We start from the raw sequence: 20,818 nt of genomic DNA, 5'->3' as shown, positions 1-20,818 counted from the left end.
ACTAGCCCGCCATGGGGATGGAGCTGCCCAACGAACTCGCCGACCTGTTCTACGGTCTCACCGGCACGAAGTGGCCAAAGGTGGACGAGACACGGTTGCGGCAGCTCGGTGATGTCTACGGCACCACCAAATACATCCTCGAAACCGACCTTCCCGAACTCGTCGTCATTCTCCGCCGCAAGGTCGAGGTGACCTTCGACGGCCATTCCAACGAGTACTTCCAGGAGTCGCTGGACCAGTTCACGGCCGGCAAGAACGACTACGTCGGGAAGGCCGCCGAACTCGCCGCCGAGATCGAGAAGTACGCCAAAGAGGCGGCCAACCAGGTCGAGTACGCGAAATGGATGGTGATCGCGCAGCTCATCCAGTTGGCGCTGGAGATCGCCTGGGCCATCTCCATGTCCTTCTGGACGGGCGGCAGTTCACTGGCCTGGATCCCCATGTTCCGGTTCATCCGGAACATGATGATCCGCCGCATCCTCAACTGGCTGGTGTGGACCCTCCTCGGCAACATCGCCATCGCCGTGCTGTTCGCCTACGCGATGGACGCGATCATCCAGCGCATCCAGATCGCGCAGGGCAACCGCGAGGAGAACGACGACGAACTCACCCGGATGGCCCTCCTGGGCGGGGTCGTCGAGGGACTGCTGAGCGCCGGGCTCTCCACGGGCTTCGACGTCATCATCAGCAAAGAGCTGTCCAACATCCTCGGCAAGAACCTCGACGACCTCGCCGACATCGACCCGCCCCCGCCGGTCCGCGACCTCGACATCGACACGCCGCCCCCGCCCCGGGACACCCCCGAAACGGTGCCGGAGCCGCGGCCCGACCCCGACGACGTCACGGGCCCGGACGCCTTCGGGGACGGCCCGAACGTTCCCTCCTCCGGGCGTAACGACTCCGACGACGTCACCGAGACCCCGCCCACCCGCGACACCCCCGAACAGGCGCCGGACGACACCCCGACACCCACCCCGACCGGGAACCACGCGCCCGACGACGCCACGCGCACCACCCCGGACAACGCCTCCGACGACATCCCGTCCAGCGTGGCCGACGACACCGGGGACGACATCCCGCTGCTCGGCGTGCGCGAGCGCGAGACCCCCATCGACAACCCCGACGGCGCGATCACCCCCGACTTCAACCGGGACCTGTCCACGATCTTCGGCAAGAACGGGGACCAGATCCTGGCCCCGTGGCGCAACGACGTCGGCTGGCTGGACCCGAAGACCGCCCGGCAGTTCCGCGACGACATGGCGAACCTGTTCGAGCGCCAGTTCGGCAACACCATCGGCCGCGACGCCGCCCGCCAGCTCGGCAGCGACTACGCCGACACCTTCGCCAAGAACTGGGGGAAGCCCGAACTCCGCAGCAGCCTCGACGACGTGCTCGCCAACCAGCCCACCCCGCTGCCGCAGAGCACCCGGGACTTCCTGTCCAACGGTGTCAACGACACCCTCACCAAGACGCTCAACGAGTTCGGCAGCCGGTGGTCCGACCGGTTCCAGCAACTCGGTTTCGCCATGGGCTCCGGCGCCATCGAGGGCTACGTCGGCGAGGGTCTCACCAACCTGCTGTTCTCCCCGGAGCAGGAGTGGAAGGCGAACGGCATGTCCGCGGTGGCCGGCGCCGCCAGCGGCGGCCTGCAGGTCCTGGCCACCATGGGCGGCGTCGCCGCCATCAACGCCCTGAAGAACATGGGGCCCATCGATCTCCCGCCCCCGCCGACCCTGGAGAACGACTCCACCGCCTCCGGCGGCCCGAACAACTCGCCCGCCCCGTCGGGCGCGCCCGCGCCGAACGGCAGCGGCGACGGCCAGGACTCCGGCGGCAACGACTCTGGCAACGACTCCAGCGGCGGCACCTCCAGCCGCGGGGGCAGCGACGGCGCGCGAGACCAGGACGAGATCGAGATCCCGGTCCCCCGGAGCGACCGTGGCACGAACGGCCCCCCGGCCACGGTCTCCACCGAGACCCCGGCGCCGCCCGACCGCGACCGGACGAACGATCAGCGCGACGTCCCCGCGCCGGAACAGCGCGGCAACCCGGCTCCGGAGGAGCGGCGCACCCCGGCTCCGGAGCAGTCCCCCGTGCCGGACAGCGACCAGCGCGACGTCCCCGCCCCCGAGCAGCGCGACGACCCCACACCGGAGGAGCGGCGCACCCCGGCTCCGGAGCAGTCCCCCGCACCGCAGAACGCGCAGGGCCAGCAGCCGTCCGGCCAGAACCGCACCTCCCCGGGTGACGGCTCGGACGTCATGTCGCTGATCAACCAGATCCTCAACCCGGGGCAGCAGACCACCGGTCCGGACTTCCTGCCCGGCCTGGGGCAGGGCGGCCAGAACGTCGTCCAGGTCTACGCGGTGCCCGAGATCCAGACCAACGGCGCGAACGGCAACGGACAGAACAGCACCGCTCCGCCACCGGCCGCCGGGCAGCCGGCGCCGCAAGGGAACACTTCCGGGACCGGCGGAACCGGCCAGCAGAGCGGCGCCGCCCCGCCGAACCGCTCCACCGAGGGCGGTGGCTCCGACACCTCGCGGCAGGGGCTCCGCACGGCGTCCGGCGAGGAGGCCCCCGGCTCCTCGCGCACGACGGCACCGCCCACCGAGACGACCGGGCGGCCGCACACCGGGCCGGAGAGCGACGCGGAGTCCGACGGCGACGACCTGTACGGCGACCCCGGCTCCTCGCGTACCCGCACGGCGACCGACCAGCACCTGCCCGGCCCCGCCCTGGAATCGGGCCCCGTCCGGCAGGACGAGACCACCCGGTCGCCCGCAGAGGACGGCCAGGGTGCCGATGGCGGCCCCGTGCGCCGACCCGGCGACGACCAGGAGTCCGGCAGCGACGACGAGGCGGCGTCCGACGCCGACGGTGACGACGTCTCGGACTCCGAGTCCGAGTCCGGCTCCGAGGACGAGGGCGACGGGCAGGCGGCACCGCGCCCGCTGCCTCAGCTGCCGGAGAACATCCAGCACCTCAGGGCGGACGCCGACCTGCGCGCCACCGAACTCGACACCGCACGCCGGCAGGTCGAGGACGCCGAGCAGCGCGTCCGGCAGCTGGAGGGCTGGGCGAAGGACTCCACCGACGCCTACAACGCGTCGAGGAAGAAGTACGACGACGCCCAGACCGCCGCGGAGGACACCTGGGCGGAGCAGCAGCGCCAGGTGGACGCGGCCACCGACCGGGCGGACGCCGCAAGGGAGCAGGCCGAGCAGTCCGAGCAGGCCGCCCGGGAGGCCCGGGAGCAGACGGAGCGGGCCGAGGAGGCCGTCCACGACGCCCGGGACGAGCAGCGGGAGGCGCGCAGGCAGGCCACCGGCCTGCGCACGGACGCCGCGGACGCCCGGCAGGAGGCCGCGCGGATCCTGCGGGACGCTCGCGGCGGCTCGCCGGCCCGCCAGGCCAGTGCGCGCGACGCGGCGAACGATCTCCGCGCGGACGCGACGGAGATGGAACGCAGGGCCACCCAGGTCGAGACGGAGGCGAACAACGCCCGCACCCGGGCCGAGGAGGCCGCCCAGCAGGCCCGCGATGCGGCGCGAGAGGCCGCCCGGACCGCCGAACAGGACGCGCGCATCCGGCAGCGCGACGAGAACGTCCGGCGGGAGACGGTCTCCCGCCAGGACCGTGCCGTCGCCGCGGCCGACGAGTCGGTCCGAGACGCGCGCGAGGCCATGGAGCGCGACCAGCGCAACATGTGGCGCGACCAGCTCGATCTCGCCCGCGCGGAGCAGGACCTCGGAACCGCGCTCCGGGACGCCGCAGGCGCCGGCCGCCGGTGGCTCGACGCGTACCGGGAGTACCACCGGGCGCGGATGACGCACTTCGCGGAGGCCGCCGAAAACGCGCGGGACGCGCTCGACGAGGCGGCCGAGGAGCGGCGCGCGGCCAGGGACGACCTGACCCGCCTCAACGAGCAGGGCCGGCGGCTCCAGGCGTACATGGAGCGGCTGCGCGACACCGATCCCGAGCGGTTCGAGGCCGAGCGCCCCCGGGCCAACGAGCGCGCTCGTGACCTGCGCGAACAGATCCGGGAGACGCAGGAGCGGTTCGACGACGCCACGACCGAGTGGCGGCAGCGCAGAAGAGAGTTCCAGCAGGCCCAGGAGGACGCCGAGCGGGTCCGGCATGAGACCCAGGAGGCCCGGGAACAGGCCCTCCAGGAGCGCGACGCGCTGGACGAGCGCGCGTCGCGGGCCGACGACCTGCGGTCGCCCGAGTCCGCCCAGAACATCCGGGACCTCCAGCAGCAGGTGGCGGACGCGGAGCGGGACTCCGGGAAGACCCGCCAGGAGGACCTCGGCACCTACAACCGGCGGCTCGACCACCTGCTCGGCAACGAGTTGCTGGAGCGCGACCGGGTCCGGCTGGACGTGCCGGACCCCGCGGGGCGCACCGGGATCGACGCCCTCCTGCAGCGGTTCGACGGGAACCTGACCGATGACCTCCGCGCCCGCCTGGCGTCGGACTTCGCGTCGAACCCGTACCCGTTCTTCAGCGACCGCGGCCACACCGTGCGGAGCGGGAACGACTCCGCCACCCTGAAACTGCGCTCGGCGAACAACGACTGGCGCCGGTCCGACGACGTGCGTACCCGGCGGGACGACTCGGTGCCGGACCTCGGCAACGCCGACTCCGCCGGCCGGGAGATCGGCCACACCGACAGCCGGACCGCGGGCAGCCGCCGCACCGTGGGCGGCGGCGTCTACATCAACCCCATGCAGCCCGCCACGGGCGTGACGGTGGGGCCGGCCGTCAACCCCTCGCTCGCGTTCGCGTTCAACCAGCCGTCGGCGAGCGAGACGGTCGGGCAGGACACCTCGACCAAGACCGAGGCGACGGTCGGGGGCGCGCGGAACGACTACACGGCCGACCTGGTCGCCGAGTTGACCCGCAACCCGGCGCCCGGCGACGGCGACGGGCAGCAGGGTGCGCCCCTGCAGGACATCAACCGGGTCAACGTCCCCAACGGTCTGAACATGACCGTGGAACTCGGCGACCGCACGTCCGAGGCGCCGGACCGCATCAGACTGCACGACCCGTTCGCCTCGGGCGAGCGGCCGGACGGCACCCAGGACATCGGCGCACGCGCGCCGGCCGGCCACACCGGGAAGGTGAACGGGGTCTACCACGCCCCCGCCCAGGACGGTGCGCAGGAAGGCGCGGGCGGCCCGCGCACGACCATGGCCGACTGGGTGGCCGACCACATCAACCAGGAGAGCCGGACCCCGTGGCAGTGGGTCAAGGACACGTTCCTGCCGGACTTCGTGCGCAGCCACGCCAACGATCCGGGCCGCGCCGACCGGGTGCGTGAGCAGCTCTCCGACGACGCGGTGCGCGACCTGGTGCGGGACTCCACACACGGTCCCGTCTACCTGGAACTCGTGGACAACCGCGGGCGGTCCCGCATCGCCAAGATGTGGTCGGTCCCCACCGACCTGACCCGGATTCCGGACGCTCCCGCCAAGCTGGACCTCAAGGACGGCACCAGCTCGGCGAAGACGACCGACAGCAAGTTCATGCGCGGCGACGTCTTCAGCCCCGGGCTCGGCTTCGGCGCCGTGCTGCAGACCGTCGGCAACCTGTTCCGGATCGAACTGCCGATGTTCGAGTACCGGCACGACCGCGAGCGCGGTCTGGGCGACTCGCGGCAGTCCGGCGCCACCACGAGCATGGCCACCGAAACCGGCGACACGGCCATGTACAACGTGAACCGGAACTTCTACCTGCAGTTCGACGGGGAGGACAGCCCGCACCGGTTCACCGGGACCACGGTCGAAGCGCTGGGGGTCGACGACGCCCAGCTCCTGGCCGACCCGCACCGCAACGACGCCGACGCCCGGGACCGCGCCAACCACGTCCCCGTCTACCCGCACCTGCGCCGGGACAAGCCCGAGCACCTGGGCGGCACGACCGTGCGGGGCATCACCTGGGAGGACGGGAACCGGTACGCCGGCCGGCCGGTGGCCGACGAGGGCGACGGCGCGTCCAGCAGGGACGAGGCGTCCGACGACGTCCCCTCGCCGCGTACCGTGTTCGACGCCTACGCCCAGCAGGTGCTCAACGGCATCGCCCGCAGGTACCCGGGTCTCGTGATCCCCGACCTCGGGCGTCCGAGGGACGAGTTCGCGCACCGCCCGGAGGGCGAGCACGACGACGCCTTCTTCTCCCGGGAGAACCACTTCCGGCGGAACCACCCCGTGGCGGTGCTCAACACCTTCAAGGTGCTGGACGCGATCTCCGAGCAGAACCTGTCCCACCAATCCCGAGCCGACGACTGGTTCAACCAGGGCGTCGACGTCCACCTCTACGAGACCGCCCAGATCAATCCCGACCTGAGCAACTTCAACCCCTGGGACCCCGGCAAGGAGGGCTGGTTCCGCCCCGACATCATCACGGTGCGGCTGACGGCGACGCCGCACGACCGGGAGTTCGGCGGCACCGTCACCAAGAACCACACCTCGGTCTCGACCGAGGGGAGTTCCGGACGCAAGCGCCACGAGGAGCACGGCCGGTCGCACACGGGCGGGATCCGGGTCCGGGGGGTGTATCGCGACATCCCCGGCCAGGACGTCCGGGCGATGCCGGGCGCCCAGGGGGGCGTCGGGGTGCGGGGACACGTCACGCACCAGTCCACCCGTGGCCTGGAGACCGGCGGTACCGACAAGCTCGGCTCGCAGTTCAAGGACAAGGGCGACACCGACATCTGGTCGTACCGGATCGACCTGCACGCCGAGATGGGCAAGTTCCGCAAGTTCGACGACCTCCCCCCGGACCAGCGCGAAGTGCGCACCGGCTCCGCCCGCGACACCTTCCGGCCGCAGGACGAGCGCGGCCCCAACCGCTACGACGGCCACCGCGTCGACCTCATGACCGACGCCAACGGCCAGCCGGTACGCATCACCGCCCGCATGGAGCTGGAGACCCCCGCCCAGCTCGACCCGCACGCCCGCGAGACCGAGCCCACCCGGCAGGACACTCGCGCGCAGGACGACACCACCGGGCTGCGGAGCGACCAGGCCCGCGATCTGATCAACGGCGGCCGGCCGGACGCCCCGGCCCGGACGCCCCAGGCCGCCGGTCTGGACACGATCCCGACCTACACCCAGAAGATCAGCACCACGGTCGAGGACGTCGACCTGCGCCAGCGGCTCTACGGCCTGCTCAACAAGGCCCCCGGTCTGCCCCGCTACCTCAAGGAACGGCCGGCCTCGCACGATTTCGTGCCCACGCACTTCTCCGAGGACCAGCTCGCGGCGAACGCCGAGCACCTGATGCCCCCGGCCCCGGGTCACCGGTCGCGGAACTGGATGCGGGACTTCTTCTTCAGCGGCCGGCACACCACCGCGCTGTTCGCCGACCGCACCGACGCCACCCTCCACGACCCACGGCCGAACTCCTCCCTCAAGATCAGCTCGCAGCACGACACGAACATCGGCCGCACCAAGGGCTCCTCCTGGACGGGCGGCATCGAGACCGAGGTCCGCGGCGCCGGCAACCCCAACCCGTCCGCCGAGAGCCTGCGCGCGTCACAGGGGCCGGACCGGCTCCGCGCCGACCAGGCGAACGCCCCCACCTTCCAGCCGACCTGGAACCCCCTCACCAAGTCGTGGACCTCCGGCCACAGCAACGCGGAGTCGGCGACCTACTCTCAGAAGCGGAGCTTCGATCCGCAGGGCGGCGCCATCCCGTACACCGCCGACCTGAACGTCACGGGCGCGGCGGAGGTCCGCAAGGACTGGGACTTCGCGGTCAACATCCCGCGGCACACCAGCGGCGCCGACTACCGCGGCCAGCGGTTCACCGCCGACCGGGCCGAGTTCGGTTACGTCCCGGCGCGCTCCGCCTACCAGGCCGGTCTCGTCAACGACCGGTACGTGCCGCCCGCCAACGGGCAGACCACCGGCCGGGCCGAGCCGCAGCCCAATCCGCACCTCGACACCAGCCGGTTCCGGGTCCGCCCCGGCTTCGAGGACCAGGGCACGCACCTCGGCAGCACGCCCCGGCCGCACGGGGCCGGCGGTGGCCGCACTCCGACGGGTGTGCAGCTCGACGCGCGGCTGCGACGGGACAACTACGGGCTCACCGGCGAGAGCCGCGAGGCGGTCCTGGCCGAGATCACCGCGCACATCACCGGCCGCGGCGCGCCCAAGACCCTGGACGTCAAGCTGTTCCGCGTCGACGGGCCGACCACCAACCAGATCCGGCACGGCACGATCAAGGTCGAGACCGTCCGCGGCCGGCCGGTCATCACCGACCTCGGCGGCAAGGGCAAGTTCGGCGAGGACACGACCCTGTCGACCTCGCAGGGCGACACCGACTCCGCGTCCAGGAGCACCGGGACGCAGTTCGAGCTGTCACCGATGGTGCCGACTCCGCTGCCCGGCCAGAACGAGCCCGGCGAGCTGCCCAGCGGGCTGCCCCGCAACCGGCTCATCAACGTCACGCCCGCCCCCACCTACGGTGCGTCGTCCGGGACGAGCCGCACGGACACCACGACGGGCAAGGACGGCACCACCTGGACCACCGAGCTCACCGGTCCCTACGCCATCGCCGAGACCCCTGAGCACATCAGGCTCACGGTCTCTTACGACGGCCGCTCCTACACGATCGAGGGCGACCACGCCACCGTCCAGGAGTCCTTCGAGGCCGCCTACCTCGACGTGCTGCCCGACCGCCCCTCCGTCGGTCCCGGCGGGCGGAACACGTCCGGGGAAGGCGAGAGCACCGGCCGGCGGCCGACCGCGCCCGCTCCCCCGCCCCGGTTGCGGAACCCGCACGGGAACCTGGACGGCTCGATCCAGGACTGGCGCAACCGGGCGCCGCGGCCGGACGGGGCCGCGCTGCCGCCGGACGCGACGTTCACGCCGCTGACCGTCCAGGACCACGGCAGGAACGTCACCGACGCCGCCTACGTCGCGATCGCCCGCGCCCACGGCTGGCAGCACACCGGCGACCTCCGCCCCGCGGACATCCAGCGGGCCAAGGACCACGCCATCAAGAAGACGGGGATCCGGCCGGACAACGACCCCGTCCCGGCGACGATCAACGAGGACTCCCTCAAGGCCTACCTCAACGACGCCAAGCGCGGCAACGGCGTCGGGCTCATCGACATCGGCTCCACCAAGTGGCGGCTCGGGGCCAACCTGCACACCGACCGCGCCACCGTCCTCGACGTCGCCGTCGACTCCTCGACCAGGGACTCCCGGTCGCACGGCACCTCCCGCTCGACCACGGTCGGCACGACCGCCACGTCCGGCGGCTCCGCCCCGTTCCGTGAGGCGGGAACGACGGGGAAGGCCCCGCCGGAGGACGACCCCACCGCCCGCATGCTCAGCACGGGCGTGGCCGGCCAGACCGCCCTCAACCCCAGCGGTGATGGCGGTGGCAACCGCACCGACACCCGCACGGACAGCGACCGCCCGGTGCCCGGCCCGGACGCCACGTCCAAGCGTTCCTACCTGGTGTCCATCCCGATGGACTGGGTCGTCACGGCCGAGGTCCCGCACCGTTCGATTCCCGGCATCGGCCGACAGTCCACCCAGGGGATGGCCGAGGCCCCGTCGACCATCACCGACTGGGTCAGCGAGGCGGACGCCCGCGCCCTCGGCCTGCTCGACAACGTGCCCTCGAAGCCGTGGGACCGGGTGGCGGACGCCCAGGAGAAGCTGGGCGACGCGGAGAAGACCTACTACGAGGAGCGCGCCAAGCTGCCGCCGCTGGTCCGGCGGCTGCTCGCCGACCCCGGAGACCAGCAGGCCCGCGCCGACTACGCTGCCGCCGAGCAGGCCACGGACGAGGCGCGCCGGGAGTTCGAGAAGCGGTTCACCGCCTGGCGGGACATCCTGGACCGCGCCCGCGCCACGATCGGCCACCCCGAAGCCGCGGAGTCCGGGTTCAGCACCCCGAGGTCGGGCCGGTCGCCGCACGGTTCAGAGCACGGTTCCGCTCCCCTCACCCCAGTGCGGGAAGTCCCTCCCGGCGACCCCGGTTCCAGCCGACGTGGCGGCGGTTACTTCCGTGCACCGGACCCGGCGCCCCCCATGCGCCGCAGCGCTCCCACCTCCGACCCGGGCCCCTCCACGCACCGGGGCGGCACCAACCCCACCGTCATGCGGGCGGAGATCGACCCGAGCGTCCCGGCCCCGCGCGACGCCACGGCCGACGGCCGGACGCCCCCGACGCCGGTGGACGAGGCGCGCGCCCGCGTGGGCGGCGCCCAGGCCGACGTCGTCCGCTTCGAAACGGGTCTGGAGGACACCCGCCGCGACCTCGGCCTGGCCGACGACGACCTCTCCTACCTCGGCGGGCTCGTGGAGGCCGCCCAGCGCCGGGTCACCGCCGCCGAGGCCGAGATCGACCTCGCCCAGGCGCGCCTCGACGACGCCCGCGGCAGCCGCACCGGCACCGAGACCGCGCGCGGCGAACTGGACCGCGCGCAGAACGAACTCCAGCGCGCCCACACCGACCTCGACCGGGCACGCGAGAACTTCGACCGCGCCGGCGGCTCCTACCGCCCCGACGGCACCCCCGACACCCCCGTCCGGTTCGACTCCGCCACGACCACGACCACGGACACCGGCGGCGCACCGGACCGCACCCCCGACCCGCAGACCGTCGAGAACACCGAGAGCGGGACGGCGAACCGGAGGACCGACCCCGGCTCACGGGAGGAGCGCGCCCTTCAGGAGTGGCGGAGCGATCCCGGCTATCAGGTGAACATGGCGTTCACCGACCCGCCGACCACCATCCCCACGGGCGCTCACTTCACCACGCCGCAGCCCGGCACCATCGATCCGCAGGTCCAGGCGCAGATCGCCGCCGGGCTCGGGCAGCGCATGGCCCCCGGTCTGAACCCCGGCCACGCGTACCCCTTCCTGACCGCGTTCTACGACAACCACGTCAACGGGGTGCCGATGCCCCACGTGGTCGCGAGATTCACCGGCGGCGACCCCAGCGCCCACGCATCGGTCGAACAGACACTGCGCAACCAGTGGGGCCAGTGGTGGAGCTCCGGCCACCTGTTCTGGGCGTTCGACACGCTCAACCGGTCCGGTGGCGTCTACGTGCCCAACCCCTCCTGGACCACGCTGCTGCCCCCACCCCGCCCATGGACGCCCAACGCGAGCGAACCGGGCGGCGTGGGCATGACCCACCGCACCAACCGTCTCTCCGACGAGGAGGCCGGCTACTTCTCCATTCGCGTCCTGGAAGGCCAGGACCGTGGCAGCCGCGTGCAGGACCTGCTCCCCCCGCACGAGATCGAGACGGTCCGCAGCTACGCCCGCGACGACTTCGACTTCGTCAACAGCGCGCTGCGCGGCCAGGGCTACCTCCCCATCGAGGACCGCGCCCGGCTGCTGCCGATGGTCCAGAACCTGGACGGCGCGCTCGGCCACCGCCCGTTCCCGCAGTCGTTCATCATGCAGCGCGGTGTCAACGCCGACTTCATCAACATGCTCGGCGGCAACGTCGACAGCCCCGCCGCCATGCGGAATCTGGTGGGCCAGGTCTACACCGACCCCGGCTACATGTCGGGCTCGCTGGGTGCCACCACCCCGCTGGAACGCGACGTCTACATCGCCATCCGGGTGCCCGCCGGATACAACGGCCTCAGCACCATGCCGTTCGTGGAGACCGCCGCCGGGGAACGCGAGATCCTGCTGCCCCGCAACACCACGATCGTCTTCCACGCCGCCTACCAGGCCGAGGCCGTTCAGCCCGGAAGCGGCGACCGCATGCCCCTGTGGTTCCTCGAAGCCGAGATCGTCCCCCTCGGCTGGAGGCCCGGCCCCGGCTGGCGGCCCTCCCCCTACGGCGACATCCACGAGGGGTACCAGGAAGGCTCCACCCGCGACTCCGACGACGACCTCGACGACTACTCCGACGACGACGTCAACGTCTACACGGTGCGCACCGAGCCGGTCCCGGCCACCGCGACACCTCCGGACGCCGACGGCCGGCCGGTGGACGCGGCGCGGGACCGCGTCGCGCGCGCGCAAGCGGACGTGGTCAGGTTCGAGACCGACCTGGAGGACACCCGCCGCAACTTCGGCCTGGCCGACGACGATCCGTACTACCTCGGCGGGCTCATCGAGGCCGCCGAACGCCGGGTCACCGCCGCCGAGGCCGAGATCGACCTCGCCCATGAACGCCTGGAGGACGCCCGCGGCAGCCGCACCGGCACCGAACTGGCGCGCGGCGAGCTGAACCGCGCCCGAACCGAACTCGACCGCGCACGCACCGACCTCGGCCAGGCGCACGAACGGTTCACCCACGCCGGCGGCACCTACCACCCCGACGGCACACCGGTCCGGCCCGCACCCGAGCCGCCGGTCATCGCGGCCGGAACCCCGCACGTCACTCCCGACGCCGACGAGACCCGCCCGTCCACGACCACCGACGTGCCGCCCTCCCGGACCACCCCCACCGACGACCGGGCGGACGCCGCACTGCGGGAGTGGCAGAACAACCCGGTGGCCGAGGTCAACATGGTGTTCACCGACCCGGCGGAGGCCGGGCCGAGCACCCAGGCCACCGTGCCGCCCGCCACCCCCGCCCAGGTCCAGTCCCATGTCGGGGCCCAACTCGGGCAGCACATGCTTCCCGGCCTGAAACCGCACCTGGCCCTACCGTTCCTGACCGGGTACCACGACGCCGTCATGCGCGGGGTCCCGTTCGGCGACGTCGTCGCCCGGTTCACCGGTGGCGACCCGAACAACGCCGGCTCGGTCGAACAGGCGCTGCGCGGTCAGTGGAACCACTGGCACCGCACCGGCGACCTGTTCCGTGCCTTCGACACCCTCAGCCAGTACGGCGGCGTCCCCGTCCCCGACACCGCCTGGCCCCGCCTCATCCCGGCGCCGCGGACCTGGAACCCCGGCCCCGCGGAACTTCCGGCCACCGGCACCGGGATGAGCCGCGGCGGCACCAACCGTCTCTCCGACGAGGAGGCCGGCTACTTCTCCATCCGGGAACTCGAAGGCCAGGACCGTGGCAGCCGCGTGCAGGACCTGCTCCCCCCGCACCAGGTCGATACCGTCCGCAGCTACGCCCGCGACGACTTCGACTTCGTCAACAGCGCGCTGCGCGGCCAAGGCCAGCTCCCGCCCCAGGACCGCGCACGCCTGCTCAACATGGTCGCCAACCTGGACGGCGCCCTCACCCACCGCCCGTTCCCGCAGCCGTTCATCATGCAGCGCGGGGTCAACACCGACTTCATCAACATGCTCGGCGGCAACGTCGACAGCCCCGCCGCCATGCGGAATCTGGTGGGCCAGGTCTACACCGACCCCGGCTACCTGTCCGGCTCGCTGGGCGCCACCAGCCCGCTGGAACGCGACGTCTACATCGCCATCCGGGTGCCCGCCGGGCACGACGGTCTCAGCACCATGCCGTTCGTGGAGACCGCCGCCGGGGAACGCGAGATCATCCTGCCCCGCAACACCACGATGGTCTTCCACGCCGCCTACCGGGAAGAAGCCGTCCAGCCCGAAAGCGGCGAGCGGAAGCCCCTGTGGTTCCTCGAAGCCGAGATCGTCCCCCTCGGCTGGACCCCCGGCCCCGACTGGTCGCCCTCCCCCTACGGCGACATCCACGAGGGGTACCAGGAAGGCTCGACCCGCGACTCCGACTCCGACGAGGACATGGACGAGTCCTCCGACGACGACGTCCAGGTCTACACGGCGTTCACCGACCCCGACCCGGACGGCCGCCCCGGCGATGCCGCGCCCTTCCGGACCGAGACGCGTTCCGTGGACGAGGCGCGCGACCGTGTCGCCCGCGCCCAGGCCGGCGTCGTGCGGTTCGAGACGGGCCTGGAGAACATCCGCACCGCCCGTGACCTGTCCGATGACGACCCGTACTACCTCGGCGGGCTCATCGAGGCCGCCGAACGCCGCGTCACCGCGGCCGAGGCCGAGATCGACCTCGCCCAGGCGCGCATCGACGCCGCCCGCGACGGCGACGCCAGCCCCCGGATCGCGCGCGGCGAGCTGAACCGCGCTCAGAGCGAACTCGACCGCGCCCGCGCCGACCTCGACCGGGCGCACGAACGGTTCACCCAGGCCGGTGGCAGCTACCACCCCGACGGCTCACCGGTCCGGCCCGCCACCACGACACCCGAGACGGCGGCCGATGGCGCGTCCATGTTGGCCCGGTACACCAGCGCGCCCAGGGTCCCCCTTACCACCGACGACCTCCCGCAGGCTCCCGACGACGATCCGGTGATCGGCGGACGCGACGGTCTGAAGGGGCACGAGGCCGCCACGCTGCTGGAGGCGTACTACGACCACCACGTCGACGGGCGCAGCCTCGACAGCATCTTCCAAGGCGACCTCGACGCGGAGCAGCGATTCCTCGACGTCACCGCCTACTGGCGGGAGAGCGGCGCGCTCCTGGACGCCCTGCACGGCCTCGAAAGCGTGGGCTTCCCGCCACCGCGCGACGGCTGGGAGAGCATCGTCGACCCCACCGGCCGCTCCGTGCCGCTCCCCGAGTCGATGGCGGAGAAGTTCGGCAACATCCCCGGCCAGTCCCAGGTCTTCTCCGTCACGACGGACGACGGGACCACGCTGCCCGCTCGCATCACCCAGCGTGGCCCGCGCCCCGTCGCACCGCGTTTCGAGTGGAACCGCATCCACCGGGACGGCGGCGACATCGTGGAGGTCAAGGTACGGCTGGTGCGCCACCGGCCGCCCGCCGGAGTGGACCCGGACACCGCCCGGCAGGCCGAGCAACGGCTGGTCAGGGACCTCGAATCCCAGATCAACGACGGACGGCCGATCCCTGACGGCCAGGGCGGCACCCGGGAACGCGTCCCCTACACGCTGCGCGACGGCAGCGAACTCCGGCTGAAGGTCGAGCTGCTCGACCCCGCCGACGTGCCCGACCGGTCGTCCTACCACGGTCACGTCCAATGGGACGACCCGGCGACCACCACCGGGACGCGCCCCGGCCACACCACGGTGGGACCCGACATCCTGGCGTGGTTCGGCCTCACCGAATCCACCCGGTCCCAGGCCGACCGGACGCAGGCCCAGGCCGAGCGTGATGAGACCAACGCGCAAGAGCAGCTGAGACGGGCCAACGAGGAGGAGGCCCGGGCCACCCGCGGCCTCCCCGATCCCACGGACGACGACTGGGTCGAATCCCAGGACTCGCGCGAGGAGGCCCGGGCCGTAGCGGACATCGCGCGCACCGCGCGGTCGCAGGCCGGCGGCCTCGCCGCACGCGGCGACCTGCCCGGCGCCTTGGCCAAGCTGGCCGAGGCCCGCGAACGGGCCGCAGAGGCCATGGCGTACCAGCGGGAAGCCCGGGACCTGCACCCCACGCCTCCGCCGGCGGCCCCCGGCACCACGCCGTCGGCGCACGACACCGCCCGCCGGGCCGAGGCCGATACCATGCGGGCCGAAGCCGTCGCCTACCGCGCGTTCACCGACGTCATCGACGCCCGGATCCAGCGGCTCCGCCTCCACGACCCCGCCCAGCAGGACGCGGTCCGCGACGCCTCCCCGCCTCGGGTCACCGCCGCCGCCCTGTCCCGAATCTCCGCGCTCACCGCGGAGCCCACCAGCCGGCCGGCTCACAGGTACCCGGGACTCGCGCCCATCAGCGCCTGGGAGGGCGGCCGTGATGGAGCGCCCGTCACCACGATCGGTTCGCGGGCCGCCGACTCCGGCATGGTCATCATCGGCGGCGACTACAGAAGCTCCTCCCGTCCGGCTCGCCCCACCCACGTCGGCGATCCCGCCGGCCGAGACGTCCCGGGGCGCCCGGACGGCGTGCCGGAACGCGTGGTCCCCAGCAAGATGGTGGGCTTCAAGACGGCGCGCCGCATGGAGGTCCGGCGGATCCCCATTCCTCCGGAACACCGCACACCGGACGGCCCCACCCACGTCGCCGAGCTCACCATCCGCGTCAAGTTCGACCGGAACGGGATCGCCCCCGAGCTGATCGCCGAGCGCTTCGCGGCGGTCCGGCAGAAGCTCGACCAGCTCGCCAACGAGCAGTACCGGCTCACCGACCGGGACGGCACCGCGGGCGACCAGCTCCACCTCCGGGTCCTGAACGTGGACGACCCCGGCGTCACGGGGCCGGCCGACTACGAGGTCACCTGGCACCCCACGGTCAACGGGGCCGTCCCCCGGAACAGCATGCGCAACTGGTCCGTGGACGGGCGCCCGGCCAGCATCGTGCACGAGATCCTGCACATGTTCGGGCTCCGTGACGAGTACTTCCGGGCGGCCGACAGCGACCCCAGCGTGCTGCGGGCCCGTCCCGACCAATCCAGGGTGGACGACGCCCCCGCGAACATCATGGCGCGGACGGACACGTCCTTCGCCGGGCTGCGCCAGCATCACATCGACCAGCTCACCGACATCGTCCGGCCCGCGCTCGACCGTCCCACCGACGACAAGGGCGGACCCGTCCCGTACCGGGTGCCCGTCCGCGTCGCCGACCTCCCCGACCCGGCCATCGCCCCGCTGACACGCGCCGGCGGCATCCTCGCCGATCCCGGGACGGCGCGCGAGATTCTCGGCGCCTACTACGACCACCACGTACGCGGCCACAGCCTTGAACAGGTCGCCGACAGCCTGGGGGGCATCGAAGCGCCCGACCGCGCCGGTGGGTCGCGCAGCGCGACCCCGCAGGAGCGGGCGGCCCTGCTCCAGGAGGCGTGGCGCCACTGGCGGGACAGCGGTGTCCTGCAGCCCGCCCTCGACGCCCTGCAGCAGGCCACGCCCGGCGCGGGCTGGAGTGACACCCTCACCCATCGCGGCGGCGCGCCGTCCGCCGACCCGGGGGAGGATCCGCAGGCGCCCCGAGACGGCGACGAGGGCACGACGGCCCAGCCCTCGGAGGCGCAGAACCAGGGCACCGGCACCTCCACCTCGCAGAGCCCCGAGACGGAGGGGCCGCGCGGCCCGGAACCGGACCACGTCCGCGACCTCGCGGCCGACGTCAACCGGCGGGCGGCCGACGTCGACTCCGCCCGGGCGGACGCGGACGCCGCCGCGCGCCGTGTCGAGCAGGCCGAGTCCTGGGCGAAGGACTCCGAGGACGCCTACCGGACGTCCAAGAAGAAGTACGACGAAGCCCTCGCCGCCGCGGAGCGTCCCCGGGCGGAAGAGCAGCGCCAGGTGGAACGCACCACCGGACGCGCCGACGCGTCGCAGGCCCGGGCGGACCGGTCCTGGGCGGACGCGCAGGCCGCCCGGGCGCGGGCGGAGGAGGCTCAGGAGGCCGTCCAGACCGCCCGGGAGGAGCAGCGCGAGGCGCGCGCCACGGCCGCCCGGCTTCGCGGCGAAGCCGAGGACACCCGGCGGCAGGCCGCCCAGGTCCTGCGGGACGCGCAAGGCGGATCGCCGGCTCAGCAGCGGAGCGCCCGCGATGACGCGGCCGCGCTGCGCGCGGAGGCCACCGAGGCCGAGCGCGAGGCCGCCCGGATCGAGAAGGCGGCCGACGACGCCCGCCGCCAGGCCGAAGCGGACGCCGGGCGGGCCCGCGAGGCGGCGCGGGACGCCGCCCGCACCGCTGATCGCGACGCGCGCGCCGCCCAGCGCGACGGGGACGTCCGGCGGGAGACCGCCTCCCGCCACGGCCGCGCCTCGACCGCGGCCGACGACGCGCTCCGGCAGGCCCGCGAGGCCATGGAGCGCGACGACCGCAACCGGCTGCGCGATCAGCTCGACCTCGCCCGCGCGCAGGACGAGCTGAGCGACGCCCTGGAACGCGGCCTCGAAACCGGCCAGGCGTGGAACCGCGCCTTCCGCGCCTACCACGACGCGCGGCTGTCCCACTACTCGGAGACCTCCGAAGCCGCGGACACCGCGCGTGATCAGGCACGCGAGAAGCGCGACGAGACGCAGCGGCGCCTGGACGGTCTCCGGCGGGAGCGGGACCGGATCCGCAGGCTCATCGAGCACCTGAACGACACCGACCCCGACCCGGCGGACGCTGAGGCCGTCCGCCGGTACGACGAGCAGCGGGAGTACGTCGAGCAGCGCACCCGGACGCTGCCCGAAGAGGGCGTCCGGGCCGAGCAGGAGTACCGGCGCGCCGAATCGGAGTTCCGGCAGCGCGAGCAGGAGGCCAGGCAGGCGCAGAACGACCTCGCCACGGTCCAGCGGGAGTACAACACGGCCCGCAAGCACGCCCAGCAGGAGGGCACCCGCTACCAGGAGGACCGCGTCCGGGTCGAGGAGCTGGACGGGGCGGCCGAGCGGGCCGACGACCTCCAGCGGCGGGTGGACGCCGCGGAGCGCGACTCCGGGAAGAGCCGCGAGGACGATCTCGGCAGCTACTCGCGCCGGCTCGACCACCTGCTCGGCAGCGAGGTGCTGGAGCGCAACCGGGTCCGGCTGAACGTCTCCGGCCCCGACGGGCGGAGCCCGCTGGACAACCTGCTGGACCGGTTCCGGCCCGGCCTGCCCGCCGGTCTGACCGGCTTCGACCGCTTCGCCGACCGCTTCCGGTCCGACTTCGCCGACAATCCATACCCGTTCTACAGCGACCGCGGACACACCGTACGGATCGGGGACGACTCGGTCACCCTGAAGCTGCGCTCGGCGAACAACGACTGGCGCCGGTCGGGCGACCCGCGCGTCCGGCCGAGCGATTCGGCGCCGGACCTCGGCAACGCCGACACCGCCGCGCGGGAGGTCAGCCACACCGTCACCCGGGGCGGGGCCAACCGCCGCACCGTGGGCGGCGGCATCTACATCAACCCGATGCCGGCCGGCCCGGGCCTGATCGTGGGCCCGGCCATCAACCCCTCGCTCTCGGTCGGGCTGAACCAGCCCTCCACGAGCCAGACGGTGGGGCAGCAGACGTCGGCGCAGACGGAGACGAGCATCGGCGGCAAGGACGTCGGCTACACGACCGACCTGGTCGCCGAGCTGACCGTCGACCCGGGCCGGACGGACGGCGACGGCCAGGGCGTACCGCTCCAGACGCACCAGACGGTCCAGGAACGCGACGGGCTCTCCATGACCGTGGAGCTCGGTGACCGCGCCTCGGACGCTCCGGACCACTTCGCACTGCACGACCCGTTCGCCTCCGGCCCGCGGCAGGACGGCGCCCAGGACATCGGCACCAGGGCGCCCGGCGGCCACACCGCGAAGGTGAACGGCATCTACCACGCCCCGGACAACGCCCAGGGACCGGCCGGCCGGCCCACGACCATGGCCGACTGGGTGGCCGACTACCTGAACCAGCCGCGCCGGCGGAGCCTGTGGGACGCGGTCAAGGACCGGTTGCCGAACTTCATGCGCCGGCACCGCCCCGACCCGGCCCGCGCCGACCGCATCCGCGAGCAGCTGTCCGAGGACTCGATCCGGGACATCCTCCGGGACGCCTCCCGGGGGCCGGAGTACCTGTCGTTCGTGGACAACACCGGGCGGACCCGCATCGCGAAGATGTGGTCGGTCCCCACCGACTTCGCCCGGATCCCGGACGCGCCCGCCAAGCTGGACCTGAAGGACAAGACCAGTTCGGCGAAGTCCACCGACGGCCGGTTCCTGCGCAGCGACACCTTCAGCCCCGGCCTCGGCATCGGCGCGGTGCTGCAGACCGTCGGCAGCCTGTTCCGGATCGAACTCCCGATGTTCGACTACCGGCACGAGCGGTCGCGGGGTCTGGGCAACGGGCGCTCGTCCGGCGGCACCACCAGCATGGCCGCCGAGACCGGTGACACCGCCATGTACGACGTGCGGCGCAACGTCTATCTGCAGTTCGACGGGGAGGCCACCCGGCACCGGTTCACCGGGACCACGGTCGACGTGCTCGGGGTCGACGACGCCCAGCTCCTGGCCGACCCGCACCGCAACGACGCCGACGCCCGGGACCGCGCCAACCACGTCCCCGTCTACCCGCACCTGCGCCGGGACCACCCGGACCACCTGGGCGGCACCACCGTCCGCGGCGTCACCTGGCGCGACGGCCGCCGCTACACGCCGTGGGACCCCGCCGGGCAGCCGGCCGCCGACGGTGGCGGGACCGCCGCACCGCCGCCCCGCACCGTGTTCGACGCCTACGCCCAGCAGGTGCTCGACGGGATCGCCCGCACCTACCCCGGCCTCGTGGTGCCCGAGATGGCGCGCACGAAGGACGACTTCGCACACCGGCCGGCGGGCGAGCACGACGACGCGTTCTTCTCCCGCGAGAACCACTTCCGCCGCAGCCACCCCGTCGCGGTGTACAACACCGTCCGCATCCTGGAGACGATCTCCGAGCGGAACCTGTCCGACCAGGAGCAGGCCGACAAGTGGTTCAACGAGGGCATCGACGTCCACCTCATCGAAACCGCCGTCCTCAACCCCGACCTCAGCAACTTCAACCCCAGGGACCCCGACAAGGAGGGCTGGTTCCTCCCCGACATCGTCACCGTGCGGCTGAAGGCCACCCCGCACGACCGAGAGTTCGGCGGCACCATCACCAAGAACCACACGTCGGGGTCGACCGAGGGCACCTCAGGGCGCAGCCGCGTCGAGGAGCACGGCCGGTCGCACACCGGCGGGGTGCGGGCCCGGGCCGTGTACCGGGACATCCCCGGCCAGGACCCGCGCGGCATGCCGCGCACCCAGGGCGGCGCCGGCGTGCGGGCGCACGTCACGTACTCGTCCAGCCGCGGTCTGGAGACCGGCGGCGCCGACAAGCTCGCCGCGGAGTTCCAGGACAAGGGCGACACCGACATCTGGCGGTACGACCTCGACCTGCACGCCGAGATGGGCAAGTTCCGCAAGGCCGACGACCTGCCGCCCGGCACCCCGCCGGTCCGTTCCGGGTACGACGGGCACCGCGTCGA

General features: G+C 73.0%; 1 protein-coding gene (running past one end of the window). It reads left to right on the top strand.

Annotation, left to right across the window (positions count from 1 at the left end; all coding sequences use genetic code 11):
* Positions 1-11: 11 nt before the first annotated feature.
* Positions 12-20,818 carry the 5' end (the start) of an ADP-ribosyltransferase gene (locus ACFQRF_RS03725; RefSeq protein ID WP_379868782.1) on the top strand. It continues 46,282 nt past the right edge of the window, so the window shows 20,807 of its 67,089 coding nt (coding positions 1-20,807); it begins with the start codon at positions 12-14; its stop codon lies beyond the right edge, outside the window.

Source organism: Marinactinospora rubrisoli (assembly GCF_042664915.1).
Lineage (GTDB): Bacteria > Actinomycetota > Actinomycetes > Streptosporangiales > Streptosporangiaceae > Marinitenerispora > Marinitenerispora rubrisoli.
Note: the sequence above shows the minus strand (reverse complement) of the source record. Positions and strands in the feature narration are given on the sequence as shown.